Raw genomic sequence first — 26,344 nt, 5'->3', positions numbered from 1 at the left:
TGCCCTCCTTAGAAGATACGGTAACCCGCCACGCGGTAAGCTAGAATGTAAGAGACAGCTACTAGAATGCAGGAGATCACGGATTTGAATAATCCAACGGCGGTTGCAATCGAATATTGGGCCTGCTGTATCCCCAGACGGTAGACATAGGTATCGATGATATCACCAGTCTGATAAACGACAGGAGAGTAGAGATTGTAAATCTGGTCGAATCCGGCATTCAGCACATTGCCAAGGGAAAGCACAGACATCAAAACAATCGTTGGCATCAATAGCGGTAGGGTGATATAAAGCGTTTGTTTCCAACGCTTCGCTCCATCGATCACTGCGGCTTCATACAGTCCGGGATCAATGCTGGTTAAAGCCGCCAGATAAACGACTGTTCCAAAGCCGAAGCCCTTCCATATGTCACTCACGATCATCGTCCATGGGAAGATTGAAGGGGTGCCGAGAAAAGAGATCGGTTTGACGCCGAACAAACTCAGAAACGTATTCACGATGCCATCCGCACTAAGAATATCCAGCATAATCCCAGCCATAATGACCCATGACAAGAAATTCGGTATATATACCAGGGTCTGGAACGTGCGTTTGATCCCGTTGTGCAGGACTTCGTTCAGTAGCAGTGCGAAAACAACCGGCACGACAATGCCGCCAATCATTTTGAATATGGACATGTAGAGGGTGTTCCAGATCGTTCTCACGAAGTTAGGCTGATTAAATACATGCGTGAAATTGTCCCATCCGACCCACGGTGAATTAAAGCCGAGACCGGGGTTATATTTTTGAAACGCAATAATTAGTCCATAGAACGGGATGTAGCTAAAAATAAATACCAGCACAACGCTGGGGATCAACATGAGGTGGTAAGGACTTTGCTGCTTCCATTTTTTCAGCATGGTTTTTCCTCCGTTCAATTATCAAAAAGAGGGGATGAGAATGGGCTCAACCCCCTCCAGCTTCACACCGAAAATGCTTTATTTCCCGTAGGCTTCGTTGACTGCTTCAATCGCATTGTCTCCGCCAGCTGCTCGCCAGTTCTGTACGACCACGTCAAAATAATCGATGCTTTCACTGCCCATAATGATTTTCGTAAATCCTTCGGTCAGAATGTCATCCAGCGTTGTACCGTAACTGGAGAGAGCTTCGGGCGTAACACCCCATAGCGCGGTTTTGATATAGTTGTTGCTATCGAGCACTTTTTTGGCCAAACCATAGGCATTTTTCGGAGCTCCCTGCTGCAAATAATCTCCAGTTGCTCCCGGTGTGGCATTTTTGATGAACTCCACGCTATTGTTGTATTTCTGCCACATTCCTGAAGTCGTTAGTCCACTTGTATCCTTCGTTTCAAGAGCTTTGGACACAGCCTCAAACTGTTCGTAGTCCGAATTCGGATTAAGTACACGGAACGCACCAACAACGTGGGCAATATCATTGTCGAGCAAGGCAGACAGTGTCTCCGGTTTTTCCTTGCCATTACCTTCATCTACGATGTAGGCATAATCATTCAAGATTTCGATCACTGCTTGCGGATTGGCGGCATCCTTTTTCATAACAATGTAATTGTTGTTGGCAAAAAAGATGGACTGTTTTGCTTCCTTACCGTCCACGGTTGGAATGAGATATGGATAAAAAATCGCATCTTTGCCCAGATTGGCAATCGTATCTACGCCCGGATTATACCCCCACCACTGATAGTAAGGCTGAATGCCTACTTTACCGGCAACGATGTCGGCATTCATCGCGTTGAAGTCTTTAATCGCGAATTCGGGATCAATAATGCCTAATTTATACCATTCCGCCCATGCGGCAAGCGCGTTTTTCATCTCGGGTTGAATGGAGCCATAGGTAAGTTTTCCCGAATTATCTTCAATCCACATGTCGGGATGTGCGTCCCAAGCAATAGCTAGCAGGTTGAGGTAGTCCAAGGATTGATCCACAGCGATGCCGTATCCGCCGTGTTTTTCCATAAATTTGAGTGCCATGTTTTTGATATCTTCAACGGATTTCGGATCTTGCAGTTTAAGTTCTTCTTTCCAGTCGTTCCGGATCCAGATAAAGTCGGGCTGTTCAATTAACCCCCAGTGCATCTGCGGTATACCGTAGAGCTTACCGTCTTTTTTGCCTGATTCGTAGCTGTCTGCATCCGCTTTCATATAACCTTTTAGACGTTCCGAGGCATGCTGTTCAAAGGCTTCTGTCAAATCCATGACCATATCGGCTTCAACCAACTGGCGCAGCTGAGAAGGGTTCACCCGGAAAACGTCAGGTAATTCATTGGAAGAAATCGCGAGATTGAGTTTTGTTTCATATTCATCACTAACCCAGTCCGTCTTGACGTTAATGTTTAACTTCTCTTTATACCGACGAGTCCAGACATTATTGGTGATATCATCGCCCTTTGGATATTTCGCTGAACTGTACTCCGATGTGACCGTATGAATGGTGACTGCACCTGTGCCATCATCGTCCGCGTCGGTCTGTGTTTTACCTTTTCCCGTGTCACTACAAGCTGTGATCAGCAGAGCAGACATACTCACTGACATGATTAGAAGCTTCATCTTCTGGTTCATTCACGTTCCCCCTCAAGTTCAAGTCATATTTAGGAATGTTGTACTTGAAGATATTGTAATGGAGAATAAGAAGAGAGGATATAAACGTTATTGACCAGAATCTGTACGATTTTTTACTTTAGAGGAAGATAGTGAGGGCGATTGGAATGGAAAGTGTGTATGGATCTTGCACTTATTTGAACTGTGTTGCACTTTTTTGACCTGCACGAACCAAAAGAAGATCGTGAGGATTATCGGAAGTATACATATTTTTTCAACTTAGTTGTGGCTATTCGTTGTGCTGCGGTGTCTAATTCATTGTAAATCAAGAGGAGGTTCGCACCATGTCAGGAGCTCATGACACAGAATTCACACCTGTTTATCCGGATGAACAGAACAACAATACCCGATTTGAACACATCTATGGATTATATCGTGACCGCATCCGTAGTTACTTTTTGCTGAAATTAAATGCCGCGGTTGCAGACGACCTTACCCAACAGGTATTTATGAAAGCATCGGAGAACATGCATCGTTTTAGAGGGAACGCGCATATGTTCACATGGATTTTCAAGATTGCCCAGAATACGTTAAAAAATGAATATCGCAGATTGTCACGTCAGAAGGAAACACCGCTTGATTTTACACAATTAGAATCCCAATCCATCACTCTTGAATTTACAAAGTATGTTGACTTTCGAATTGACATTGGAGCGGCACTACAGACGCTGGATGAGAAAAATCAGGAGATTATTGCGTTACGTTTTTTCGCAGATTGTACGCTACCCGAGATTGCGAGTATGGTTGGCATGCGTGAGAGCGCAGTGAAGAACCGGTTATACCGCGCTCTTGGAAAGCTGAAGCATGAATTAAAAGAATGGGGGAACATGGCCATCATGTCGATTGAACAATTGATTTCTATAGAAAACAAAGGAAGTTCGGAACATTCGGATAACCGTCTGAAAAAAGCAAATCACGATCTCTTCACGGAGCTAAGCGGAAATGTCGAACGACTTGCGACCAAATACAATTACCAGCCCAAACGTAAAGTCATCATTGAAATGTATCCAGATCTGCCAACGTTTCATCGGGCTGTGGGGGAAGAGGATGCGCCTAACTGGTTCACGGGTACGTATGAAGGAAATATTCTTAAGATCGTATCACCACTTAATCCCGGACCCGATCATACCTACGAGTCTATTATTAAAGGTACGATTCACTTGTTCTCGATGTGGCTGATTGAGGAGATTAATCCGCAGGCCCCCAAATGGATTAGACAAGGAATCGGCGGATACGAAGCCAAACTGATGACGACCGATTTTCTTGAAAATTCGACGAAAGAGGCCATTCGCAGGAATTCGATTCCCACTTTTGCTCAATTAGACGATGATACATGGGATTTTGAAACCAAGAAAGGATTCCAATTCTCGTATCTATTTGTCGAGTTTGTCCTAGAGAAGTACGGTATAGAGGCTTTGAATCAATTGATCCGTGAGCCGCAGAATTTTAAAGGGATTTTGGGTTGCTCGGAAACTGAATTTCGTCAGAAACTGGTTAACTATCTGGAGAAATTATTTTAAAAACTCACRTGAGACGAACGACAGTTTAACGATTATAAGACCGCACACCTTCAGCAACAGGTAGTCCTTTACGTTAAGGAATATCATGACTGGAGGTGTTTTTTTACATTTAAAATAAGGTAGAAGGAAAATTGAAGAAGGTTTGAAGTAAGGTTTATAGTGTTCGTTCATGTTCCGTTCATATTGCATTCATTCCAGGGACATCGAAGTTAAGTACACTTGATTTGCAGTAAAACAAGACCCACCCCAGAAGGAAACATGACATAAAGGAGCTGAAAGTGTTGATTCAACCAAGTCATTCAGATTCAAAAAAAACAAAAGCAAGCCAGGATTCCAAAGTCAAGCGAGTGCTTAAACTTTTGCTAAAAGTCATAGTCTCTATACTTATCGTCATCCTGCTTTTCATCGCGACCGTGTTCACGGTGAACCAAGTCAGCAGTCATTCTGAACAAAAGCGAATGGAGCACTACGGGCAACAGGTATCTGTCGACGGAAAACGAATGAATGTCTTCATGCAGGGTGAAGGGAAAGAAACGATAGTCATTTTACCTGGGTTCGGAACAGCTTCGCCTGCACTTGATTTTAAGCCACTTATCTCCGAACTCAGTCCTCATTATAAGGTCGTAGTTGTTGAACCTTTTGGTTACGGATTAAGCGATCCTACTGACAAGGAACGTAGTTTGGCTAATATCACTTATGAGATCCATAGTGCCTTGCAAAGTTTAGGTATCAAACGTTATACGCTGATGGCGCATTCCATCTCAGGTCTCTACAGTCTGGAATATGTGAACCGATACGAGAATGAGGTAGAAGCATTCATTGGACTAGATCACAGTGTTCCCTCTCTTAGTGAGCAAAAGGTTGAAGCATCCGACATCGAACCAATTAAATGGTTCCGTAACCTTGGTTTTGCCCGTGTGCAGTTGAAGCTGAGTGATGACCCGTATGAAGGACTTTCTTATGACGACGATACCAGAGAGCAATTGAACATTTTAATACGAAAAAATATGTATAATAACACCCAATTAAACGAGGCCGTAAGCATGTATTCCAACTTCCAGGAGGCGAAACAGCTTACATGGCCTTCGGATTTGCCGGTTCTTTTCTTTGTACAGAAAAATCACCCTGTCGTGAAAGAATGGGTTACAGAACATGAGAAACAGATAGCGAACATTGAACAGGGAGAAATGGTTTTACTGGAAGCGGGACATTACTTGTATCGCTCCCATCCCAAGGAGATTGCCGAGAAGATCAAAGAGTTCGGCGAAAAGATCACTACACATTGAAGCAACCGCGTTATGCGGCGTACTTAAAGTACCCGTATAACGCTTTTTTTGTTATTCTATTGTTTTACGGGTAACATGCCGGTATAACCCACAATGAACACTCAAATAAAATCAGGAGGTTACATACAATATGCATATTTTAGTGCTCGGAGCTACTGGACGTGTCGGAAGCCATATCGTTAAATATGCGCTTCAGGACGGTCACCAAGTAACGGCTTTGGTTCGCACTCCAGATAAAATAGACACGCAACACGATCGCTTGACCATTATCGAAGGTAACGTGCTGGAACCTAAGGATCTTCTCCATGCCATGCAAGGCGTTGATGGGGTAATCAGCGCGTTGAACACGGATGGAACAACCACACTGTCCAAAAGCATGCCGTTACTCATCAATACCATGCTTCACGAGGGTATAACGCGAATCATTACTGTAGGAACAGCCGGTATTCTTCAAAGCAGAACCGAGCCAGAGAAACTTCGATATCAGTCGAATGAATCCAGACGTAAGTCAACTAGGGCCGCTGAGGAACATGAACAAGTGTACACACTGCTTAAAGGCTCCACCCTGGAGTGGACGATTGTATGCCCTACGTATTTGCCCGATGGAGAGGTCCGAGGCAACTACCGGATAGAGCGTGACGTTTTACCCGAGGGCGGCACAGAAACTACCGTTGGCGATACCGCTGAGTTCACCTATCGTCAACTTGGCGACCGCCAGTTTATAAATGCACGCGTAGGGATATGTTACTGAACCCTTATGAAAACAAATGATTATTTGGAAAAATACAGAAATCTTCTCTGCCAATGCGAAAACAATTGAGGGAGATTGACACGAAAAAGGCCTGACTTCTTTTAATAGAAGATAGGTCTTTTTGTGCTTTACAGAATATTAACATGTGCCTGAAACAGGGCTGATGGTTTCACCTTAACATAAGTATTGGATGTGGGAACGGTCCCACACTTGAACAATCATTTCATTTTTTATAACACGCTGAAGGGCGGTGTGATTCTAATGAAGGTGCTGGATCTGCAAGGAAGCCTCACTCCCCATGACTCAAAGACACATATATGCATGCCATTTATCGTTGAAGCCGGATGTGCGAAGCTCCACATGCGTTTACAATATGGACCCAAAACCCTCGAGGATCAGGATAAATCCTTAGAGTTGCTTAAGAAAAGTTACGATCTGTACATTTTACCCGAACACCGGGAATACGCCATTGCCAATGCAACTCATCATCTTCCGTTAAAAAACCTGATTACACTCTCGCTGGATGATACCAATCGATATAGAGGAGCATGTCATCGCCACGATCCTATCCAGGAACTTTACATAAGTAAAATGGATGCTTCCCCCGGACTGATGCCGGGTGAACTGCCCGCTGGAACCTGGACGATCATGTTGAGCGTGCATTGCATTGTCACAGAAACGTGCACGTACCAGATGCAAATCTGGACATCTGAGGAGGATAACCTATGAGATGGCTTGCTTGTGAACTGCATACTCATACGTTGCATAGTGACGGCAGTCAAACCTTGGAGGAACTCGTTAAAGGTGCTGTTGATCTCGGGTTCGATGCAATCGCTTTGACCGACCATAACACGATGTCTGGTCTGATCGGCAAAGGTGAGATAGAGCAAAAATATGAGTTATACATCATCCCCGGTATGGAATGGACAACCTTCTACGGTCATATGGTGACCATTGGACTTCATGAATTTGCAGATTGGCGTGATGTGAGTCGGGAACAGATTGAAAAAGGGATAGCTTCCGTTCATCAACACGGCGGCATTGCTGGAATCGCACATCCATTCCGCATCGGAAGTCCTGCCTGTACAGGTTGCTTCTGGGAATATGAGATTACCGACTGGTCCAGTGTGGATTATATCGAAGTGTGGTCAGGTACGTTTCCTTCCATTCGGACGAATAACCATCGAGCTTTTGATCTGTGGACACAAAAACTGAATGAAGGATGTCGCATCGCGGCCACATCAGGACGAGACTGGCATTCACAGGATAAGACCAATGACCCCATCTCTGTCACATATCTTGGCATTGAGGATGAGGGGGAGATTGGAATCGAGAGTTTGATAGGTTCCTTGCGTGAAGGAAGAGCGTCTGTAACGATGGGACCGTTACTCACACTGACACTGAGCGTTGGAGAAACCTTGTACCCACTGGGTTCTATGATTCCGGCACCGCTTCCTGAGACGCAAAATACTAAACAGCAGTTGCTGATGCATATTGCTTTGGACTTCTCTGTACGTGCCGGGAAATGGTCTTTGCCGGAGCAGCCTTTAAGGTTAGTGCTGTTCTCCAATCTGGGTGAGGAAGGGCAAGCAGAAGTCACCATGCTACACAATGAGGCTCTTCATGAGTTGGAGATGTCATTGTCCGCCGATGATGCCGTAACACCTCGAAGATGGATTCGAGCCGAATGCTGGGGAACGATGCAAGGCGCCTATGTACGAATTGCGTTTACCAACGCGATCTATTGGGAGGAAGGAGGGAAGCCGTTATGAGTAGCTTTCCGCTGATTACAGCGCATACCGGCAGTATGGGGTATCCGGATCACTCGTTCGAATCCCTGCAAGCCTCCTTAGCACTTGGGATAGATATTTATGAAGATGACATTCGGATAACCTGGGATGGAATTCCTGTACTGGCACATGATGATGAGATCGAACTCGGCGATGGAAGACCAGGCAGTCTGGAAAAGCTCTCGTTGAATGAGTTAAATGCGATGAGTCTAACGCCATTCCCGACCCTTCAGGAGATGCTGGTGCAAATTCGCAAGGCAGGCAAAGTAATGAACCTGGATATCAAAACGGATCGTGCATTAGAGCCCGTGTCTGCTCTGATTGAGCAGATGAACATGAAAGAACACGTATTTCTAAGTGGTTGTGCCTACGACATTGCTTTGAAAGCTGGCAAGTATGCACCTGAACTTCGCCGGTTGCTGAATGTGAACCTTCAACACCTGAAACGTCTCAACTATGCGGATGCCATTATTCAGATGTGCGAAGAGGCCAAAGATGCCGGCTGCTTTGGACTGAACCTGCCCTTTCAGGTCGTGCAAGAACCATTAATCGATATCGTTCAGTCGAACGGGCTTGATATCTATGTATGGACGGTCATGGACGTAGAGGATATGCGTACGCTAGCAGGCTGGGGTGTCGATTCTATTACAACGCGTAATCCGTTGAAACTGACGGCTGTGCGAGAAGAGATGACGCGGGCGGAGGAGAAACATATTGAACCAAAAGCTGAATTATAGTCTGCGTGAACTCGCAGAGCTGGCGGGTGTGTCCAAATCGACAGCATCGCGTGTAATCTCCGGAAACGGGTACGCAAGTCCGGATGTACGAGAGCGTGTACTTCAGGCTGTCGATCAGCTCCGTTACAAACCTAGCGCGGTTGCAAGAGCCATGGTTTCCAAACGCACGTATAACATCGGTGTCATCGTATTTCGGGACAAGCTACCGATTGTATCCCACACACTATATGGGCGAATCATTGATGAGATTCTAATGGCCGCCGAAGCGCTGGGTTACTCGATCTTTTTGAAGACAGATCGGGAAATGTCGTTACGCTCTACCGACTATATGCTGGAGCAACGTGTGGATGGACTTATTCTGGTGAGCAGGCTACAGAAGAACGTAATCGATTACGTGAAAAAATTCAATATTCCATATCTCATGGTCAACGGATCTACCGAAGATCCCGAGGTTGTACATCTCGTTAGCAACGACGAGGCTGGAGGTGAACGGGCAGCAGAACATCTGGTTGCATGTGGACACCGCCGATTCTTCATCATTGCCGGGCCAGGCGAACATCGGAGCCACTCGTTACGGCTGAAAGGTTTTTGCCAACGTTTGCAAAGGTTTGGTTTATCCGTATCTGAAGGACAGGTTCGTATTGTTCAATCTTCGGAATCGAGTTTTGAATCCGGGCACCAGTTGATGGAAGCACACTATGAAGCCTTCCGGGAAGGACAGTACAGTGCTCTTTTCAGTACAAACGATATGCTGGCACTGGGAGCAATGAAGGTCATATTAGATCGTGGCATACGAATCCCGGAAGATGTAGCGATTATGGGTTACGATAACACAGAGTTATCGATAATGGTTCACCCTTCACTAACAACCGTCAGCGTGGATGCTACAGGCATTGGACGGGATGCCGTATCCCTTCTGGATCGCCTGATTCGTGGGGAAGAGAATGTACCTCGTTTGACCGAATATGAAAGCCACGTACTGGTTCGTCAATCAACGAAAAGAAAGGAGGAATAGCGATGTTGTGGTATTGGAAACATGTTGGACCAAGGAGAATCATTGAATTCGTGTTACTGACCCTATTCGCCATTTTTTTTGCAGGGCCTCTGGTTAATCTGCTGGTACTTGCATTTACTGAAAAATGGAATTACCCGGACATTCTACCTCAGATCTGGGGGTTCAAATGGTGGAAATTCGTACTGGCTAAGGACGACATTGTCTCGTCGATCTCTTTATCCTTCCTGATTGCGACGCTCGTAACCTTGCTGTCGATCGTGATCTGTATTCCGGCTGCGTATGCTTTTGCCAGACTGCAGTTTCCGCTTAAGCGTATGTTTCTGTTTTCTTTTCTTCTGACACACGCCTTTCCCAAAATGGGGTTGTACGTGTCCATCGCTGTGCTTTTCTATCAGCTTGGTCTGATGAATACCCTGCTTGGTGTTGTGCTGATCCATATGATCAACGTACTGATGTTCATGACCTGGATTCCAACCTCGGCCTTCCGTAATGTACACAGGGCACAGGAAGAGTCCGCGCGGGATGTTGGAGCGAGCCCATTCAAAGTGTTCCGCAGCATCACACTGCCTATGGCGATGCCTGGCATCATGGTTGCGTCCATTTTCACCTTTCTCAATTCACTTGATGAAGCGCAGGGAACGTTTCTGGTCGGGATCCCCGATTATAAGACGATGCCTATTGTGATGTATTCAATCATTTCCGATTTTCCAAGCAGCGCTGGAGCCGTATTCTCGATCATTCTCACGCTACCAACCATCATTTTGCTGGTGGCTGCCCAGCGACTCGTGAGCGCAGATGTACTGGCAAGTGGTTTTCAGATGAAATAACAACGTTTCGGTCACGAACCGGGCAAAAGGGAGGCAGTCAGTAACATGCAGTTGTCTGTACGCGAGTTATCCAAACGTTACAAAACCGGTGATGGGGTCAGTGGGATCAACATCGATATTCAAAAGGGAGAGCTGGTTACGCTACTTGGACCTTCAGGATGCGGGAAAACAACGGTGCTACGGAGCATCGGTGGATTCCTCGAACCGGACTTTGGGGACATTCTGATCGAAGGCCAAAGTGTAATACAGCTGCCACCTGAGAAAAGGCCAACTTCCATGGTGTTCCAAAGCTATAATCTGTGGTCCCATATGTCGGTGTACGATAACCTGGCGTTTGGTCTTAAGATTCGTAAAAAATCCAAGGCCGAGATTCAATCCGCTGTAGAGGATGCGCTCAAGCTGGTTCGGTTATCAGGCTTTGGCAAAAAATATCCGGCCGAGCTGTCCGGTGGACAACAGCAACGGGTTGCTCTTGCACGATCCTTGCTGCTTAATCCGGCGGTGCTCTTACTGGACGAGCCATTCTCAGCATTGGATGCCAAACTGAGACATGAGATGCGTGAGGAATTGCGTGAGATTCAGATGAAAACCGGACTCACGATGGTATTTGTTACGCATGATCAGGAGGAAGCCTTGTCCTTATCCGACCGTATCATCGTTATGAATCATGGGCGTATTGAACAAATCGCAGAGCCTCAACGGATTTATGATGAGCCTGCTTCATTATATGTTGCCAGTTTTATCGGCAAAATGAATTTCCTGAGAGGGGTGGCAGCACAGGAGAGTATTCAAATCGGAGATATCCATCTCCCGAATGAAAAAAATCTGGATGGACAGGTGATCGCAGCCGTTCGTCCGGAAGACGTCCAGTTGCAATTAATCGCAGGGGATCAACCGTCCTTGGCAGGTAAGATCAAACAAGTGATGATCTTGGGGCATTATGCAGAAGTTACCGTTGATCTGGCCCAGTTAGGTGTCATCCGTGCTTTTCTTAACAAGGATCGAGTAGAAGAGCTTCATACAGGTAAGAACGTTAACGTTTCGATCAGCAAAATGATTGCATATGCACATGAGGAATCATACTGAGGAGGATGAAAAATATGTTAAAGAAAAAACCATTTTTATCATTGTTGACGGTCGTTGGATTGTCGATGTCCCTATTAGCTGGTTGTGGCAGTGCAAGTGATGCCAAGACGGCTTCAAGTGAGAGCAGTACAACCGCGTCAAGCATACCGACATCGTTTAACTTCTACTTTACCGGATCACAAAATGTTAAGGATCTGTGGGATTCCCTCGAACCAATGTTTGAAAAAGAACACCCGGATATCGACGTAAAGATGGTCTACATTCCATCAGGAACCGGAGCAGAGCCGACATATGACCGGATCGTTGCTGCCAAGAAGGCAGGCAAAGGTTCAGGAGATATCGATCTGTATGAGGATAGCATCGTCACTGTTTCTCAAGGGACGAAAGATGGCGTATGGGCACAATTGGATACAAAGGACATTCCTAATCTGAGCAAAGTTAACGCAAACACGATGAAGGATGTTAACAATTATGCGATTCCCTATCGTTCATCCGCAGTGGTGCTAGCCTATGACAGCAGTAAGATTAGCAATCCGCCCAAAACACTGGATGAACTCCTGACATGGATCAAAGCAAACCCTGAGCAATTTGCCTATAATGACCCTTCAACTGGCGGTTCGGGAAGCTCTTTTGTGCAAACGATCGTGTATAAAGACCTGCCGGAAGAAGACATTCACAACTCCGATCCATCGGTTATGGAGAAGTGGAGTGCCGGTTTTAATACCCTTAAAGAAATTGGACCATTCGTATACGGCAAGGGGATCTATCCGAAGAAAAATCAGGGCACCCTGGACTTGCTCATGAATGGAGAGGTATCCATGATTCCAGCTTGGTCTGATATGGTACTGCAACAATTGAACGAAGGATTGCTGCCGGATACAATCAAAATGCAACAGATTACGCCAGGCTTTAACGGTGGTCCAACATACCTCATGGTGAATGAAGCGTCGGACAAAAAAGAAGCGATCAACACTTTCCTGGATTTTGTTCTTTCTCCAGAAGCACAAGAAGTGATTGTAAACAAAATGAATGGATTCCCGGGAATCGAGCTTTCTAACATGTCTAGTGAAGTACAAAGCAAATTTGAYGGAGTAGCTGAGGGCTTCCGCACATTCAACATCGGGGATCTGGGCACAGAGATTAATAAACGCTGGCAGAGTGACGTTGCGGCCCAATGAGTAAGGAAATCAGGCAGTCAATTACAGGCATAGCGATGGTACTCCCCTCCTTCGCAATCCTGCTGATTGTGGTCATCATTCCCATTATTCAATCGTTTATCATGAGTCTGAGCAATGACTCAGGCGGTTATGATCTGAGCAGGTACATGTATTTGTTTACCGATAAAGGCATGCGTGACAATATCGTTTTTACGCTGCGAATCACAGTGATAACTTGCATCGTCGTTATGCTTATCAGTTATAGTCTGGCGATCTACATGCGTTTCAATCAAGGTTCGATTGTGAATCTGATTCGTAAAACGTACATGATTCCGCTTTTTATCCCAGGGGTCATCGCAACCTATGGTCTGATTAATCTGCTTGGAAACCATGGCTGGCTGGCACGAATGCTGGAAGTGGTGGGGTTAACGTTACCACGCATCATTTTTGATGAAAAAGGAATTATTATTGCGAACCTCTGGTTCAACATACCGTTTACCACGATGCTGCTCAGTTCAGCACTGTCGGGCATCCCGTCATCGGTGATCGAAAGTGCAAAGGACATAGGTGTAGGCAGGTTGACACTGTTTACCCGGTTTATTTTCCCATTGTCCTATAAAACGTTTCTTGTTGCTATCACCTTTGTCTTTATGGGAGTGATCGGTTCGTTCACCGCGCCGTTTCTGATCGGAGCCAACTCTCCCCAAATGCTCGGCGTATCTATGCAACAGGTGTTCAGTGTATTTCAGGAGCGCGAACAGGCCGCAGCGATTGCATTTTTCTCTTTCTTGCTCTGTTCCGTACTTGGGGCGTTCTACATTCGTTCCATGGCGCAGGAAGAGAAGGGAAGAATCTAAAGAAGCAGCAAGCGAAATAAAATGTAAGTTGAACCAAAGATGCTTAAAAGGACACTCCACAGCATTGAATGATCTAAACTAATAGTTTGAAAATGAATGTAGCCCCTCTCTTCCGAGGGGCTACATTCATTTTTTTGCTTAAGATAAACATACCGTACAACGCAACGGTAAATGAGGATAAGCAGGAAGTTTCCCTACTCCTAAACCCTGATCTGAAGTATGATATATATTAGGTTAAGCGCTTTCTTTTAAATCAAATTGAGTATACATACTTAGGAGGCTACCAAACTTGTTGAATACAAACACCAATTACGCAGGATATCTTTTTGTGCATTTTATCGGTGAACAGCCCGATGGGGAGCAGGTTTATTTTTCATATAGCGAGGATGGCCTTCACTGGAAGGATTTAAACGGGGGTAAGCCCGTATTGCGCTCCAATCTAGGGGAACAGGGCGTACGCGACCCGTTTATCATTCGCTCCGTTAAGGAGGGCAAGTTTTATCTGATTGCAACCGATCTGCGAATCGCAAACGGCAAAGGCTGGGGTGTTGCTGTAAACGAAGGCAGTCGTGATATTGTCGTATGGGAGTCCAGTAATCTCATGGATTGGTCTTCTCCTTGGACAGTTACACTTGGCACTCCGGGTGCAGGGTGTGTGTGGGCACCTGAAGCCGTTTATGATGAAGCGGCCGATGAGTTTCTTGTATTCTGGGCCTCGGCGACACAAGATGCAGATGAATCTGAACGTAAACAAAAGATTTACAGCGCACGCACCAAAGACTTCCGTTCATTCACTCCATCGGAAAAGTATATCCAGCGTGAAAATCACATCATTGATACGACCATTCTTGCTTCTTCGGGTTCATACTACCGATACTCCAAAGATGAAACAACCAAAAACGTTCGTGTTGAAAAGGGAAACTCTCTGGATAAGGATGCATTTACTCCGCTGCATGCGCCTGTGCTGGAAGCTCTGATGGGAGTAGAAGGGCCGCAGATTTTCAAATTCAACGACCGGGATGAGTGGTGTCTCATTGTTGATCGTTTCGCTGAGGGAAAAGGTTATCTACCGCTGTTGACGACTGATTTGGATAGCGGAAACTTCCGAATAGCTTCAGATGATGAGTTTGATATGGGAAAAACCCAAAAGCGGCACGGCGGCATTCTGCCAATCACCGCGGAAGAAGGTAATCGACTGCTGGCCGCTTATGGAGACGGTCACCAGGTACTGGCTGGTCAATATGCTGACCCTGATGTGGCGAAGTTTGGCGACCGCTACTATATGTATCCAACTAGTGATGGCTTCGACGGGTGGTCAGGTACGCAGTTCAAGGTGTTTTCCTCCAGCGATCTGCAATATTGGCAGGATGAAGGGATCATTCTTGATCTGGCAACGGATGATGTGCCTTGGGCCATCGGAAATGCATGGGCACCAGCGATTGCCAGCCGCAACAACAAATATTACTATTATTTCTGCGGCAAAATGCCTAATCAGGAAAGTGCTATCGGTGTCGCTGTAGCCGATTCCCCAACAGGTCCATTCCGGGCGGAGCCTCAGCCTTTGATTACAATGGATCAATTAAGACGTCTTAAGATCACGATGGGGCAGGCTATTGATCCTTCAATCTACGCAGAGCAGGATGGCAAGATGTATCTGTTGTTTGGCAACGGAGATGCTGCTATTGTTGAGCTTGGTGACGACATGATCACTGTTGTTGAAGAAACAATGCGTAACCTTGCAGGATTGCATGATTTCAGGGAGGCCGTAACCGTGTTAAAGAGGGAGGGCCTGTACCATTTCACATGGTCTTGTGATGATACGGGAAGTGAGGACTACCATGTCAATTACGGCACGTCGGAAAGCCTCTATGGCCCGGTTACCTATCACTACCCTGTTTTAAGCAAAAATGTAGAAAAAGACATGCTCGGAACAGGCCATCACTGTATATTCCGTGATTCTGAAACGGACCAGTACCATGTGGCTTACCATCGTTTTGTCACTCCTTTATCGCGGTTCTCCGAGGGGAAAGGGTACCACCGGGAAATGTGTATTGACCCGATTCAGTTTGGAACGGATGGGCGAATGAAGCCTGTTATTTTGTGAAATGATGGGATGGTTTGAACAGCATTGAAGCGAACAATCACGATACAGACCGATGCAATTCGAATAGAGTATCGTGACCGATCTTCATTATTAGTATTTCTTATGGAAGCCGCTAACCATAGCGGCTTTTTTAGATTTTGCTTATGTATGTATCTGGGTCGAAGCATTGTTATTACGGAAGAGAGAGTTTGAATGCGTTAAGAATTCATTTTTTTATATGAAACGTTTCGAACTGAAAAACAAAAAGAAAACTTGAATTGAACTTATAAAAGTAAGGGTTTTCATTTTGATATTTACCAAATGTGGACATTCATGATATCATAAATGCGAAACGTTTCGAATTCATTTTTGAAGGGAGAAAAGAGATGAACATTGTAAAAAGGTTAGGATTCATTTTAACTTTTTGTCTGTTTGCCAGTACAGCTTTCACTCCTGTCATATCTGCACATGATTCAGGCAAACCGCCAGGCTTCAAACCCGAATTGAAAGCGGTTGCCAAAAAAACGTACAAGTACTTCAAAGATTTCACCGATCCCCAAACCGGGTTGACGTATGATGAAGTCCGAATGAAGGAAACAGGAAAGGAAGAAGCCAAGCGTACCTCACCCACAAACATTGCGATGTACATGATGAGTACTGTTTCTGCCGAACAAATGGGACTGCTTTCGAAGAAAGAAGCCGTATCCCGCTTGAAAATAACACTAAACACGCTGGAAAAAATGGATAAGTGGAACGGACTCTTTTATAACTGGTATAACACGGACGATGGTTCCGTTAAAAAAGATTGGGGGCAATTTATATCACAAGTAGATAACGGCTGGTTATCCGCAGGATTAATCGTCGTTGGACAAGCCTATAAGGAATTGAATGCACAAACCAGCACACTCGTTAACCAGATGAACTATACAACGTTATACGATCCGGAAGTCGGCCAATTCCGCGGTGGTTATGACGTTGCCAAAGGCGCACTGACCGAGCATCATTATGGCTCCTTTTATACGGAACCTCGTGTTGGTAGTTATATTGCCATCGGTAAAGGAGACGTACCGAAAGAGCATTGGTGGAAGATGTATCGAACCATGCCTCTTGAATGGGACTGGCAGTCTCAGATTCCACAGGGTATAACGGTGAATTATGATGGCGTGGATGTCTTCGAAGGAAGTTATGAGTATCAAGGTAAAAAATTCGTTCCTAGCTGGGGAGGCAGTATGTTTGAAGGGCTTATGCCAGGTCTGGTGATCAAGGAAAAAAACTTGGGTACTCAGGCGTTAGGTCTAAACAATAAACGTCATGTCGATCTGCAAATCGAATATGCCAAAGAAAAAGGGTATGCTGCCTGGGGATTCTCGCCATCGGCAACAGCTACCGGATATAGTGAGTTTGCAGCGACACCGCTTGGCATCTCAGGTTACAAAGACGGAGCAACGGTAACTGCGCATGCAACATTCCTTGCCCTGGACTATGCGCCTGAAGAGGCACGCAAAAACATCAAAACATTGAAAAAGTTAAACATGATGGGTAAATATGGTTTATACGACTCTATCAATCTGGAGACCAAAGAAATCGCCAAAGCTTATCTGGCATTGGATCAAGGCATGATTATGGTATCTATTGCGAACTATCTGGAGGATGGAGTCATCCGTGATTATTTCCACAGCGATCCCATCGGTCAGAAACCTGAAGAATTGTTGAAAAAAGAAGTGTTCTCTATTCAGTAGACCCGATTCAAATGGAACGAGGCATCGCTTGATGACGCTTCGTTCCTTTTTTGTGTAGAACATAGTTTAAAATGTTTATTACATATTTTTACGCTTTTACTATCGTTACAATAAGATATAAGAAAAGTAGTTAATTTTTACTTTGTGAAAACTGCAGGGGGATAACATATGAATGATTTTTTTAGATTTGATACGGATGAAGAACGGCGAGCGTTATTCATCAGAGCAAGGAAAGTCGCATTATCAGCAATTCAACAGTATGATATAGAGTGGGATAACATCCGGTTTATTCAACTTTCTGATACGATCACATATAAAATTGAAACCAGTACAGATTACCATTATTTACTTCGTATTCATTCGGACCGATTGAGCAAAGAGGAAATTCGTTCCGAACTTTTACTGTTACAAGCACTGAATACATGGAATGATCTAAGTGTACCCGAAGGGATTGCAAGTCGTGATGGTATTTATGTATTGGACATCGAAACAGAGATAGGATATAGAAGCCCTTATGTAACGATGATGCGGTGGGTCGAGGGTGAAAAAGCAACAGGGGAATTTACGGATAGTCATGCATATCATATGGGTGTATTAATAAGCAGGCTCCATGAAGCAACAAAGGATTTCAATCCACCTTCTGATTTTGTAAGACCTGTTTGGGGAGTAGAAAATTTTAAACGTGAACTGGCTAAGTTGGAACGTTACCATGAACGTTTTTTATCCGAAGAGGCATGGAAGCTGTATCAAGACGCAGCTGAGAAGGTTGTATCTCAGCTTACCACTATGCGTCCAAGTGAACATAACTATGGGCTCATTCATGCTGATTTACATACTGGTAATATGGTTTTTAACGATAATCAACCTTCTCCGATTGATTTTGGAAGATGTGGGTACGGATATTATCTCTACGATATGGCAGGCACCATGTTGGAGCTTTGGCCAAAGCATCGATGGATGCTTATCCAAGGTTATGAGAGTATTGGGAAGCTCGAAGCGGATTATACTCGGGATCTGGAATGTTTTTTCGTTATGATCCTGATCGAAAATTACTGCCATCACGCCTCTGATCCAAGAGAAACAGCCAGTTTAATCGAAGAACAGAAATATGCCCAAGCATACATAAGAGAATATTTAAACGGTAATCGATTTTTATTCGAAGTGATCGAGCCTGTGAATATGGATTAATACGAACTTTGGAGCTATGTCAAGAAAGTGGACACTTAGGCTACGGTTTCGTCTGTAAACTTCATTGTAAATCGAGCAGGGGAAAGATAGCTTAATGTACCATGCATTCGCTTGCGGATCTTTTCGGAATGTTGACTCTTCCGCGAGATCTCCAAGCGTCTTCGTTTGTTCTTGAATAAATTTTACTGTTTGTTTCTAAATTCTTCGTTATAACGTTGCCGATGTTCTCCCATGCGGACACACCTCCGTTCTATTATTATCCTTCCGCCCGTTAACGGGTATCCACTTTTTATTCTAGCAACAAATGATACGACTTACTCTTCAAGTGGACAACTCCCTCAAATTGGACATGACTATGCCTACTTTATATCCATCTTTGCCTGTCTAGTCCCACGTAAGCGCTACGCAAGTCTGCCTACGATATTCCTTTTTTTGCACCACCAGAGTACACTCCTCTTCTTTTCGTGGAGATTATCTCCTTTCATGTATCTGAAGTGGCTTTAAGCAACCGTTGGCATATCGACTTCCAAGCAAATAGTCATCAAATTCACCTATGAGGTCATGAGATTGGTCTTAAAACAGCTGGTGTTCAGAAGTTACAATGAGAGTGTTCAACAAAGAGTTCAACGAGAACAGGTATACAAAGAACACGCATTCGAAGAAAAGGAGGTATGCACGTGGCTTCAAATATGGCAGCGCTGGAACAACCCGAATCCCCCGTACCCCATAAGGTCAAACCCGAGCGATTCAGATCTTTTAAACAATATTGGGACTTATATTTGATCATGCTGCCAGGGCTCGCGTATTTTATCATCTTTAAATACTTGCCGATGGGAGGCATCGTCATTGCATTTCAGGATTTCAGCGCCTTTGCCGGCATTAGCGGCAGTGAGTGGGTAGGACTCACCCATTTTAGAAACATGTTCATGGATAGTGAATTCTATTCCGTTTTCAAAAACACCCTCTTGATCAGTCTCTATAAACTGGTCTGGGGATTTCCAGGACCAATTATTCTAGCTTTGATGTTGAATGAAATTCGTAACATGATGTATAAACGATCCATTCAGACTCTGGTTTATCTGCCGCACTTCCTATCTTGGGTCATTATCGGCGGCATATTGATTAATGTTTTGTCCCCATCTACAGGCATCATCAACCAGCTCCTGGGCATGATCGGGCTGGAACCCATTTTTTTCCTCGGGAGCAAGGAGTGGTTTAGAACTATACTTGTAGCCAGCGATATTTGGAAGGAAGTAGGCTGGGGGGCAATAATCTACCTGGCGGCACTGTCCTCGATTGATCCTCAAATATACGAAGCCGCAGTTGTCGACGGTGCAAACAAATGGAAGCAATTGATTCATATTACGTTGCCATCCCTTATGGGAACGATTGTTATTTTATTCGTTCTTCGTTTGGGGAGTGTGCTGGATGTCGGGTTCGAGCAAATTTTCGTACTTTATAATCCGCTCGTCTACGACGTCGCTGATGTCATTGAAACCTATGTGTACCGAACGGGGATCACACAAGCTCAGTACAGTTTCACAACAGCTGTTGGTTTGTTCAAATCCGTTATCAGCCTCATTCTAGTCGTATTCGCAAACCAGGCAGCCAGAAAACTCGGGCAGAACAGTTTATGGTAGAGAAGGAGGAAATCATGTGAGACTAACAAGGGGAGAACGAATGATATCCCATCTGAATGTTGTACTCCTTGGCCTCTTCGCTGTGCTGGCCTTGCTGCCTTTTCTGCATGTTGTTGCCCAGTCCTTCAGTAGTCATCAGGCGATCACATCAGGGCGAGTACACCTATGGCCGGTGGATTTCAGTTTTGAAGCCTATCAAAAAGTGCTGGCAGAGCAGGCGTTCCTGAATGCTTTTCAAGTCAGTTTGCTTCGTACAGTTATCGGCACCGCGGTAAATGTTGTGATCACCTGTATGCTTGCATATCCGTTATCGAAGTCCTATATCCAGGGTCGTTCGATCATTATGTTTCTGATTGTATTTACGATGCTGTTTAGCGGTGGCATGATTCCGACGTTTCTGGTTGTCAAAGCAACGGGACTGCTGAACTCCTTCTGGGTGTATATCATACCTGGAGCTGTCAGCGCGTTTAATGTGATTATTATGAAAAACTTTTTTCAGAGTGTGCCTCTGGAACTTGAGGAATCCGCCAAAATCGATGGTACGTCCAATGTCGGGACGTTAATCCGAATCGTCGTTCCACTATCCATGCCCGTGATCGCAACGATTACATTATTCCATGCTGTGGGGCATTGGAATGYCTTTTTTGACACCGTATTATACGTGACAGATCGCAAGTTGTTCCCACTTCAAGTCTATTTGCGAGAATTAGTGATGTTCAATCAATCCAACATCAGCAATAATAATGGATATTCAGCCAACATCGACAGTACCTTGCTTGCTCTGGAATCTTTAAAAGCAGCTGCATTGATCGCGAGCACACTTCCAATATTGCTGGTCTATCCTTTCTTGCAAAAACATTTTGTCAAAGGCATTATGCTTGGTTCTGTAAAAGGATAACATGCAACTGATCATAAGGAGGGGGATTGTCATATGAATAAAAATACGAGTAAGAGATCAAAAATGGGAATCTATAAGAAATGGTCTGTAACTGTAGTGGCCCTGGCCGTCTTGTTCGTCGTTACCGCATGTTCTTCCGATGCAAAAGACGGAGCAGATGGAGCCGGTGAGAAACCGTCCATCGAGATTGTATTAAATAATGCAGGTCGGAAGTTCCCCGAAGGCATGGATGAAAATAAAAATCCGTACATCGATTATATTCGGGAAAATACGAAGATGGATATTAAGCTAACCACTCCGCCGGCAGACGGTTATGGGGAGGCACTGAACGTCATTATGGCATCCGGTGATCTGCCCGATATGATTTTGTCCTACGATCCGAACTGGTTTGAGAGTTATGTTCGACAAAAAGCGCTAACTCCATTAAACGATTTAATTGATCAATACGGACAGAATCTGAAAAAGAACATTCCTGAAGAGGCTTGGAAAACAGTAACGGTCGACGGGCAAATTTATGCCATTCCAAGTTTAAATCCGATTCCGGGAAATGAAATTATCTTTGCACGCAAAGACTGGCTTGATAAACTGGGGTTGAATGCACCTAAAACGCTTGATGAATATAAAAACGTAATGCGTGCTTTCGCACAGGATGATCCAGACGGAAACGGTAAAAATGACACCTTCGGGCTGATCCTGCAAGAAAATCTGGGGAAAACAGCTCCGTTCATCGGTGCATGGGGCATTCAACGGGGTCAATGGACAGAACGGGACGGTAAGTTGGTGATGTCAAGCACTTTACCTGAGATGAAAGAAGCTCTGGCGTATCTTGCTGACCTGTATAAGGAAAAATTAATAGATCCCGAATGGGCTTTGAACAAAATGGCGAATGTGGATGAAAAAGTTGCGAGTGGTAAAGTCGGACTGTTCTCAGGAAACTGGTATGATACGAGGGGACCTATTTTAACCAATCAAAAAAATGATGAAAAGGCCGAATGGATCACGCTGGAGTACCCAACTGGACCGGATGGTAAACAAGGAACTTGGGGCAACAATTATGTATCCGGTTACAATGTTGTGCCGATCACTAGTAAAAACCCGGATGCTGTCATTCGTATGCTTGATTTCATGATTGGTGATGGATATCGTACGCTTGTTCTCGGCTTCGAAGGGGAAGTGTGGAACACGCAGGACGGAAAAGTTGTCACCAACTTTGATGAACACAACAAACATATTTACCGTCAGACACTGAGTGAAGCCATTGTACCATTTGAAGCCGAAGTTTCCAGAGACCGTCTGGATTCACTAGGGATGGAGTTCAAACTCAATGAAATTATTGATCAGATCAATACGGTTGCCATTCGTAATCAATACTTGGGAGTTCCGACAGCAGGTATGGGTAAATACGGCCCGAAATTAGGCAAAATGGAAAACGAAATATTCACCAAAATCATTATGGGTGATCTGCCACTGGATGCTTTCGACCAGTTTGTCGAAGATTGGAAGAAGAACGGTGGAGAAGAAATTACAAATGAAGTGAACCAGAGTAATTAAAAAGTTTAATTAGTATAGGTGGAGAAGGCAATTTCGAAACAGCGCTCAAATGGGCGCTGTTTCAGCTGGTTCAACAAGTAACACCCCTGCTAAGCGTATAAAAAAACGTAACATAACGTATCTGTCTTTGGGGGAGTGCAACAAATGAAATGGCTCAAACGATTCCAAAAACATTATTCCCAGTCTATTCAAGTGAAACTGACCTGTTATTTTCTCTTGATTCTGTTGCCACTGGTTGCATTCAGCATCTATGCTAACGTGAGATCCCAGCAGATTCTGGAGCAGGAGCTTGGTGAGCGGACAATCAGTGCGATGAGTTCGGGTCTGGAGTTTGTGGATCTGACGCTCGGAAGCATCAAAAACCTATCTACGCTCATCTCGACCGACTCCAATTTATTATCTTTACTGTCTCATGAAGAAGAAACGCTGAGCCCCGGTGCTATTATGGATTTCTCCCGTGTGATTGAGCGAATTACAGATATCACTGCGGTGAATGATTATTTGAGTAACGTCATGATCTATCATCATGCTTCGAGTTCCTTGATGACTACCAAGCTTGGCTTGATACATCTCGATTCCTCCGATTCGGAGCGATGGCACGCGGATGCCCTAAAAGCAAATGGTGCAAGTATCTACTACTTGCCAGATCGTTACAAAGAGACCATGGCAGGGAGAGCAGACTCCATCTATAATCGTAACGACCTCATCATGATGAGACTGCTGGATTTTTATCGTGTAGATAAAGGTGAAAACGTACTGATGTTGTCCATATCCAAAAGTAAGCTGCTACGTGCTCTGTCATCGTTAGCGGAAAAGAATCAATCCAAGCTCTATCTGTACGATGATCAGGATCGAATGATTGTCTCCAATGCTGCAGATGAACCGCAATCTTTTGAGCTTCATGAAGTTCAGGCAGATCAAATCATTGTACAGGACAGCCTGGAGAGTAACAAAAAAAACATGTTATTACGAGTGACCTCGCCCCGGAGTGGATGGTCCATTTTACTGGTGCAGCCTGAAAAAGAAGTATATATGAAATCAAAACCGCTGGAAATCTTTACGTACGGTATTATCGTTCTTAGTGTAATCCTTGCATTCTGGATTGCTYGGCTGGTATACAGTGGAATATCTTCTCCCATTTCCGGTCTGGTTTCAGGCATGAGACAGCTGCGAAAGGGGAATTTAAACATCCAGCTTGAGAATAAAAGACAAGATGAGTTAGGCTTTTTAATAGATTCATTTAATCAGACGGTGACGCAACAAAGGCATTTAATTAAAGACATCTATGAGCAGCAGCTGCGCATGACCAAAACAGAGCTGAAGTTGCTGCAAGCGCAGATTAATCCGCACTTTTTGTACAATACACTTGATTCCATCTATTGGACAGCCAAAAATTATGATGCCGAAGAAATCAGTACCATGGTACTGAATCTGTCGAGTTTTTTCAGACTTAGCCTGAGCAAAGGGCAAGAAACATTTACGGTAGAGGAAACGTTCAAACATCTGCATTATTATGTACGCATTCAGCAAATCCGTTTTTCCGAACAGTTCACTATCACTTACCATGCCTCTGAAAATAGCAGACATTTGCATATTTTGAAATTACTGCTTCAACCGTTAGTTGAAAATGCGATTTTGCATGGGCTTGAAAAACGAAAAAAAGGGGGCACTTTGAACATAAGTACAAACGTCATTCAGGATCGATTGGTCATTCAAGTCAGAGATAACGGGCGCGGGATTCCGAAAGAACGGTTAGACCAAATTCAGGAAGCACTCGCACTCATAAAGAAGGGGAATATAACGTCACCTTCGGAACGAAATTCATCGTTTTTCGCTTTGCTCAATGTGCAAGCACGTATAGGCATCTATTACGGAGAGACAGCTGATCTAATCATTGAAAGCATAGAAGGCCAAGGCACAACGGCCACCATGAAATTACCCGTCAACCGCTGTAGTATGGACAGAAGGGAGTAAGAACATGAACCTAATGATTGTTGAAGATGAGATTCGCATTATGAATAGTCTAGTTAACAATATTCCATGGAATGAGTATGGCATCGAGGTGGTGGCCGCAGCCGAGAACGGGCTCGAAGCGTTAAGTCTCATCGAACGTAAAAAACCTGATATTGTACTGCTTGATATTGAAATGCCCGAAATGGACGGTCTGACTTTGGCAAAATTCGTTCGAGAATTGGAACCACAGATTAAATTGGTTGTGCTCAGTGGCCATGATGATTTTCACTATGCCCAAGCGGCGGTGGGACTTGGCGTAATGAAGTATTTACTTAAACCTGCAGGCGATCAAGAGATTATGGATGCTGTTTTGCAAGCTGCCGGTGAGATTCGCAAAGAACTCATGGAGAAGCATAGTATGCTGGAATTAAAGCGGAAGTGGCAGGATCGGCTGCCTCAGCTTCAAGATGACTTTTACCGAAACTGGATGATGGATCGTTATGCGGAATGGGAATTGCAAAAGCATATGCAGGAGTTAAATCTATCCTTGAACGTATTCTCAACCTTTGTCGTCGCCGTGTGTGAAATAGATCCGCTTTCGGAGCAAGACGTACGGTTCACATCCTCTGATCAATCTTTATTGCAGTTTTCGCTGGAATGCATCACTTCCGAATGTCTTCGGGACGAGGATTGCCGGGTGTTTACGGATGCGGACGGAGCAACAATTCTGCTGTTTGTGGGGAAACCGGAAGAATCGGAGCAGGAAGTGATCCAACGGATCAACGTAAATGTAGCACGGTTGTTGAACATCGTGAAGGAATGCCTGAAAATCACAGCCAGTGCCGGACTAGGAACCTTCGGTTCATGGGATCATGTATCGCTTTCGTACCGTCAAGCGCGCCGTGCAATACAAGAGCGGGCCATCTATGGGAATGATATGTTCATTCCATATTTGGATGTGGCAAGCAGCAGACAACCCGTACAATTCGATTCTGATTTTGAAAAGCAGCTGGAGATTGCGGTTCATACCGACGATTCACTGGAAGTCATCCGTCTGATTGAGTACTACTTTGAGCAGCTATATGCCTATGATGTATCTACTCAACGTGTATATGAACATCTGTTGTATCTAAGCAGTGTGTTTACTCGAATCATTCAATCCAGAGGCTGGTCGATGCAGCAAGTGCTGCAAGAAGACTATTCCGCATTCCTTGCCTTCGGATCACTGCTGTCCAAAGATCAGATCGTGACATGGGCGAAAAGAGTTGCCAGTCGAATCATTCTTTACCGGGAGAAGGAACGGAAACATTCGAGCCATGAGCTTGTTAAAAAGATGCTCGATACGGTCGAACTCATGCTGGGAAAAGAAGAATTGACATTGCACACGCTTGCCGAGCGTTTATATGTCAACCCTTCATACCTCAGCCGCCTCTTCAAAAAAGAAGAGGGGAAGTCGTTCTCAGAATACGTGTTAAAACGAAGTATGGAATACGCCAAAGAACTGTTATTAAACGGGGTTAAAGTTTATGATGCTGCTGAAGCAGCTGGTTATCGTGACGTTAGTTATTTTGCCAAAGTGTTCCGCAAATATTGGGGAGTCGCGCCGAGCGAATTCAAACGTCAGGAACGTTCTACTGAACTGACCCCGGATTAG

Annotated in this window: 21 protein-coding genes; 19 read left to right on the top strand and 2 right to left on the bottom strand. The window is 44.7% G+C overall.

Going from position 1 to position 26,344, the window contains the following annotated elements; genetic code table 11:
- Positions 1-8: 8 nt before the first annotated feature.
- Both AB4Z30_RS02685 and AB4Z30_RS02680 read right to left on the bottom strand, forming a co-directional pair.
- Positions 9-899 (bottom strand): ABC transporter permease, encoded by an 891-nt coding sequence (locus AB4Z30_RS02685; RefSeq protein WP_123066600.1) that lies wholly within the window; start codon positions 897-899, stop codon positions 9-11.
- Between the two features lie 78 nt (positions 900-977).
- Complete coding sequence (locus AB4Z30_RS02680; RefSeq protein WP_441923054.1) at positions 978-2,573, bottom strand: hypothetical protein; 1,596 nt, start codon at positions 2,571-2,573, stop codon at positions 978-980.
- A 323-nt stretch (positions 2,574-2,896) separates the two neighbouring features.
- Here AB4Z30_RS02680 and AB4Z30_RS02675 point away from each other — a divergent pair, with 323 nt between their 5' ends.
- From AB4Z30_RS02675 to AB4Z30_RS02585, 19 genes are all read left to right on the top strand, one after another.
- On the top strand, positions 2,897-4,132 hold the full coding sequence (locus tag AB4Z30_RS02675) for an RNA polymerase sigma factor (RefSeq protein ID WP_441923052.1): 1,236 nt from the start codon (positions 2,897-2,899) through the stop codon (positions 4,130-4,132).
- Between the two features lie 278 nt (positions 4,133-4,410).
- Positions 4,411-5,418 (top strand): alpha/beta fold hydrolase, encoded by a 1,008-nt coding sequence (locus AB4Z30_RS02670; protein ID WP_441923050.1) that lies wholly within the window; start codon positions 4,411-4,413, stop codon positions 5,416-5,418.
- 130 nt (positions 5,419-5,548) lie between these two features.
- Positions 5,549-6,169, top strand: coding sequence for an NAD(P)-dependent oxidoreductase (locus AB4Z30_RS02665; RefSeq protein WP_441923048.1), 621 nt, complete (start codon positions 5,549-5,551; stop codon positions 6,167-6,169).
- A gap of 210 nt (positions 6,170-6,379) precedes the next feature.
- The gene (locus AB4Z30_RS02660; protein ID WP_441923046.1) at positions 6,380-6,898 is read left to right on the top strand and encodes a hypothetical protein; all 519 of its coding nucleotides are present in this window, start codon (positions 6,380-6,382) and stop codon (positions 6,896-6,898) included.
- Positions 6,895-7,941 (top strand): CehA/McbA family metallohydrolase, encoded by a 1,047-nt coding sequence (locus AB4Z30_RS02655; RefSeq protein ID WP_441923044.1) that lies wholly within the window; start codon positions 6,895-6,897, stop codon positions 7,939-7,941. The genes AB4Z30_RS02660 and AB4Z30_RS02655 overlap by 4 nt, the downstream gene beginning before the upstream one ends.
- Positions 7,938-8,696 (top strand): glycerophosphodiester phosphodiesterase, encoded by a 759-nt coding sequence (locus AB4Z30_RS02650; protein ID WP_441923042.1) that lies wholly within the window; start codon positions 7,938-7,940, stop codon positions 8,694-8,696. The genes AB4Z30_RS02655 and AB4Z30_RS02650 overlap by 4 nt, the downstream gene beginning before the upstream one ends.
- Positions 8,674-9,711, top strand: a complete 1,038-nt coding sequence (locus AB4Z30_RS02645) for a LacI family DNA-binding transcriptional regulator (RefSeq protein ID WP_441923040.1) — start codon at positions 8,674-8,676, stop codon at positions 9,709-9,711. Before AB4Z30_RS02650 ends, AB4Z30_RS02645 begins: the two co-directional genes overlap by 23 nt.
- Positions 9,712-9,713: 2 nt before the next feature.
- Entirely contained in the window at positions 9,714-10,538 is an 825-nt protein-coding gene (locus tag AB4Z30_RS02640) for an ABC transporter permease (RefSeq protein WP_441923038.1), read from the top strand.
- Positions 10,539-10,583: 45 nt separating this feature from the next.
- Positions 10,584-11,624, top strand: a complete 1,041-nt coding sequence (locus AB4Z30_RS02635; protein WP_441923036.1) for an ABC transporter ATP-binding protein — start codon at positions 10,584-10,586, stop codon at positions 11,622-11,624.
- Between the two features lie 14 nt (positions 11,625-11,638).
- Positions 11,639-12,802, top strand: coding sequence for an extracellular solute-binding protein (locus AB4Z30_RS02630; protein WP_441923034.1), 1,164 nt, complete (start codon positions 11,639-11,641; stop codon positions 12,800-12,802).
- Entirely contained in the window at positions 12,799-13,638 is an 840-nt protein-coding gene (locus tag AB4Z30_RS02625) for an ABC transporter permease (RefSeq protein ID WP_441923032.1), read from the top strand. The genes AB4Z30_RS02630 and AB4Z30_RS02625 overlap by 4 nt, the downstream gene beginning before the upstream one ends.
- A gap of 289 nt (positions 13,639-13,927) precedes the next feature.
- Positions 13,928-15,742, top strand: coding sequence for a family 43 glycosylhydrolase (locus AB4Z30_RS02620; protein ID WP_441923030.1), 1,815 nt, complete (start codon positions 13,928-13,930; stop codon positions 15,740-15,742).
- A gap of 365 nt (positions 15,743-16,107) precedes the next feature.
- Positions 16,108-17,460, top strand: a complete 1,353-nt coding sequence (locus tag AB4Z30_RS02615) for a glucoamylase family protein (protein WP_441923028.1) — start codon at positions 16,108-16,110, stop codon at positions 17,458-17,460.
- A 168-nt stretch (positions 17,461-17,628) separates the two neighbouring features.
- Positions 17,629-18,648, top strand: coding sequence for a phosphotransferase enzyme family protein (locus AB4Z30_RS02610; RefSeq protein WP_441923026.1), 1,020 nt, complete (start codon positions 17,629-17,631; stop codon positions 18,646-18,648).
- 671 nt (positions 18,649-19,319) lie between these two features.
- Positions 19,320-20,288, top strand: coding sequence for an ABC transporter permease (locus AB4Z30_RS02605; RefSeq protein WP_441923024.1), 969 nt, complete (start codon positions 19,320-19,322; stop codon positions 20,286-20,288).
- A 16-nt stretch (positions 20,289-20,304) separates the two neighbouring features.
- Positions 20,305-21,186, top strand: coding sequence for a carbohydrate ABC transporter permease (locus AB4Z30_RS02600; protein WP_441923022.1), 882 nt, complete (start codon positions 20,305-20,307; stop codon positions 21,184-21,186).
- A 33-nt stretch (positions 21,187-21,219) separates the two neighbouring features.
- Positions 21,220-22,737: an extracellular solute-binding protein gene (locus tag AB4Z30_RS02595; RefSeq protein ID WP_441923020.1), complete on the top strand. Its 1,518-nt coding sequence runs from the start codon at positions 21,220-21,222 to the stop codon at positions 22,735-22,737.
- Between the two features lie 144 nt (positions 22,738-22,881).
- Entirely contained in the window at positions 22,882-24,711 is a 1,830-nt protein-coding gene (locus tag AB4Z30_RS02590; RefSeq protein ID WP_441923018.1) for a sensor histidine kinase, read from the top strand.
- Positions 24,712-24,715: 4 nt separating this feature from the next.
- On the top strand, positions 24,716-26,344 hold the full coding sequence (locus AB4Z30_RS02585) for a response regulator (protein ID WP_441923016.1): 1,629 nt from the start codon (positions 24,716-24,718) through the stop codon (positions 26,342-26,344).

It is taken from the genome of Paenibacillus sp. 2TAF8 (genome assembly GCF_052114825.1).
Taxonomy (GTDB): domain Bacteria; phylum Bacillota; class Bacilli; order Paenibacillales; family Paenibacillaceae; genus Paenibacillus.
Note: the sequence above shows the minus strand (reverse complement) of the source record. Positions and strands in the feature narration are given on the sequence as shown.

What these genes read in the sequence shown, in the direction of transcription:
- AB4Z30_RS02685 (WP_123066600.1), bottom strand. Translation starts at nt 899, where the DNA reads ATGCTGAAAAAATGGAAGCAGCAAAGTCCTTACCACCTCATGTTGATC.
- AB4Z30_RS02680 (WP_441923054.1), bottom strand. Translation starts at nt 2,573, where the DNA reads ATGAACCAGAAGATGAAGCTTCTAATCATGTCAGTGAGTATGTCTGCT.
- AB4Z30_RS02675 (WP_441923052.1), top strand. Translation starts at nt 2,897, where the DNA reads ATGTCAGGAGCTCATGACACAGAATTCACACCTGTTTATCCGGATGAA.
- AB4Z30_RS02665 (WP_441923048.1), top strand. Translation starts at nt 5,549, where the DNA reads ATGCATATTTTAGTGCTCGGAGCTACTGGACGTGTCGGAAGCCATATC.
- AB4Z30_RS02655 (WP_441923044.1), top strand. Translation starts at nt 6,895, where the DNA reads ATGAGATGGCTTGCTTGTGAACTGCATACTCATACGTTGCATAGTGAC.
- AB4Z30_RS02650 (WP_441923042.1), top strand. Translation starts at nt 7,938, where the DNA reads ATGAGTAGCTTTCCGCTGATTACAGCGCATACCGGCAGTATGGGGTAT.
- AB4Z30_RS02640 (WP_441923038.1), top strand. Translation starts at nt 9,714, where the DNA reads ATGTTGTGGTATTGGAAACATGTTGGACCAAGGAGAATCATTGAATTC.
- AB4Z30_RS02635 (WP_441923036.1), top strand. Translation starts at nt 10,584, where the DNA reads ATGCAGTTGTCTGTACGCGAGTTATCCAAACGTTACAAAACCGGTGAT.
- AB4Z30_RS02625 (WP_441923032.1), top strand. Translation starts at nt 12,799, where the DNA reads ATGAGTAAGGAAATCAGGCAGTCAATTACAGGCATAGCGATGGTACTC.
- AB4Z30_RS02615 (WP_441923028.1), top strand. Translation starts at nt 16,108, where the DNA reads ATGAACATTGTAAAAAGGTTAGGATTCATTTTAACTTTTTGTCTGTTT.
- AB4Z30_RS02610 (WP_441923026.1), top strand. Translation starts at nt 17,629, where the DNA reads ATGAATGATTTTTTTAGATTTGATACGGATGAAGAACGGCGAGCGTTA.
- AB4Z30_RS02605 (WP_441923024.1), top strand. Translation starts at nt 19,320, where the DNA reads ATGCACGTGGCTTCAAATATGGCAGCGCTGGAACAACCCGAATCCCCC.
- AB4Z30_RS02595 (WP_441923020.1), top strand. Translation starts at nt 21,220, where the DNA reads ATGAATAAAAATACGAGTAAGAGATCAAAAATGGGAATCTATAAGAAA.
- AB4Z30_RS02585 (WP_441923016.1), top strand. Translation starts at nt 24,716, where the DNA reads ATGAACCTAATGATTGTTGAAGATGAGATTCGCATTATGAATAGTCTA.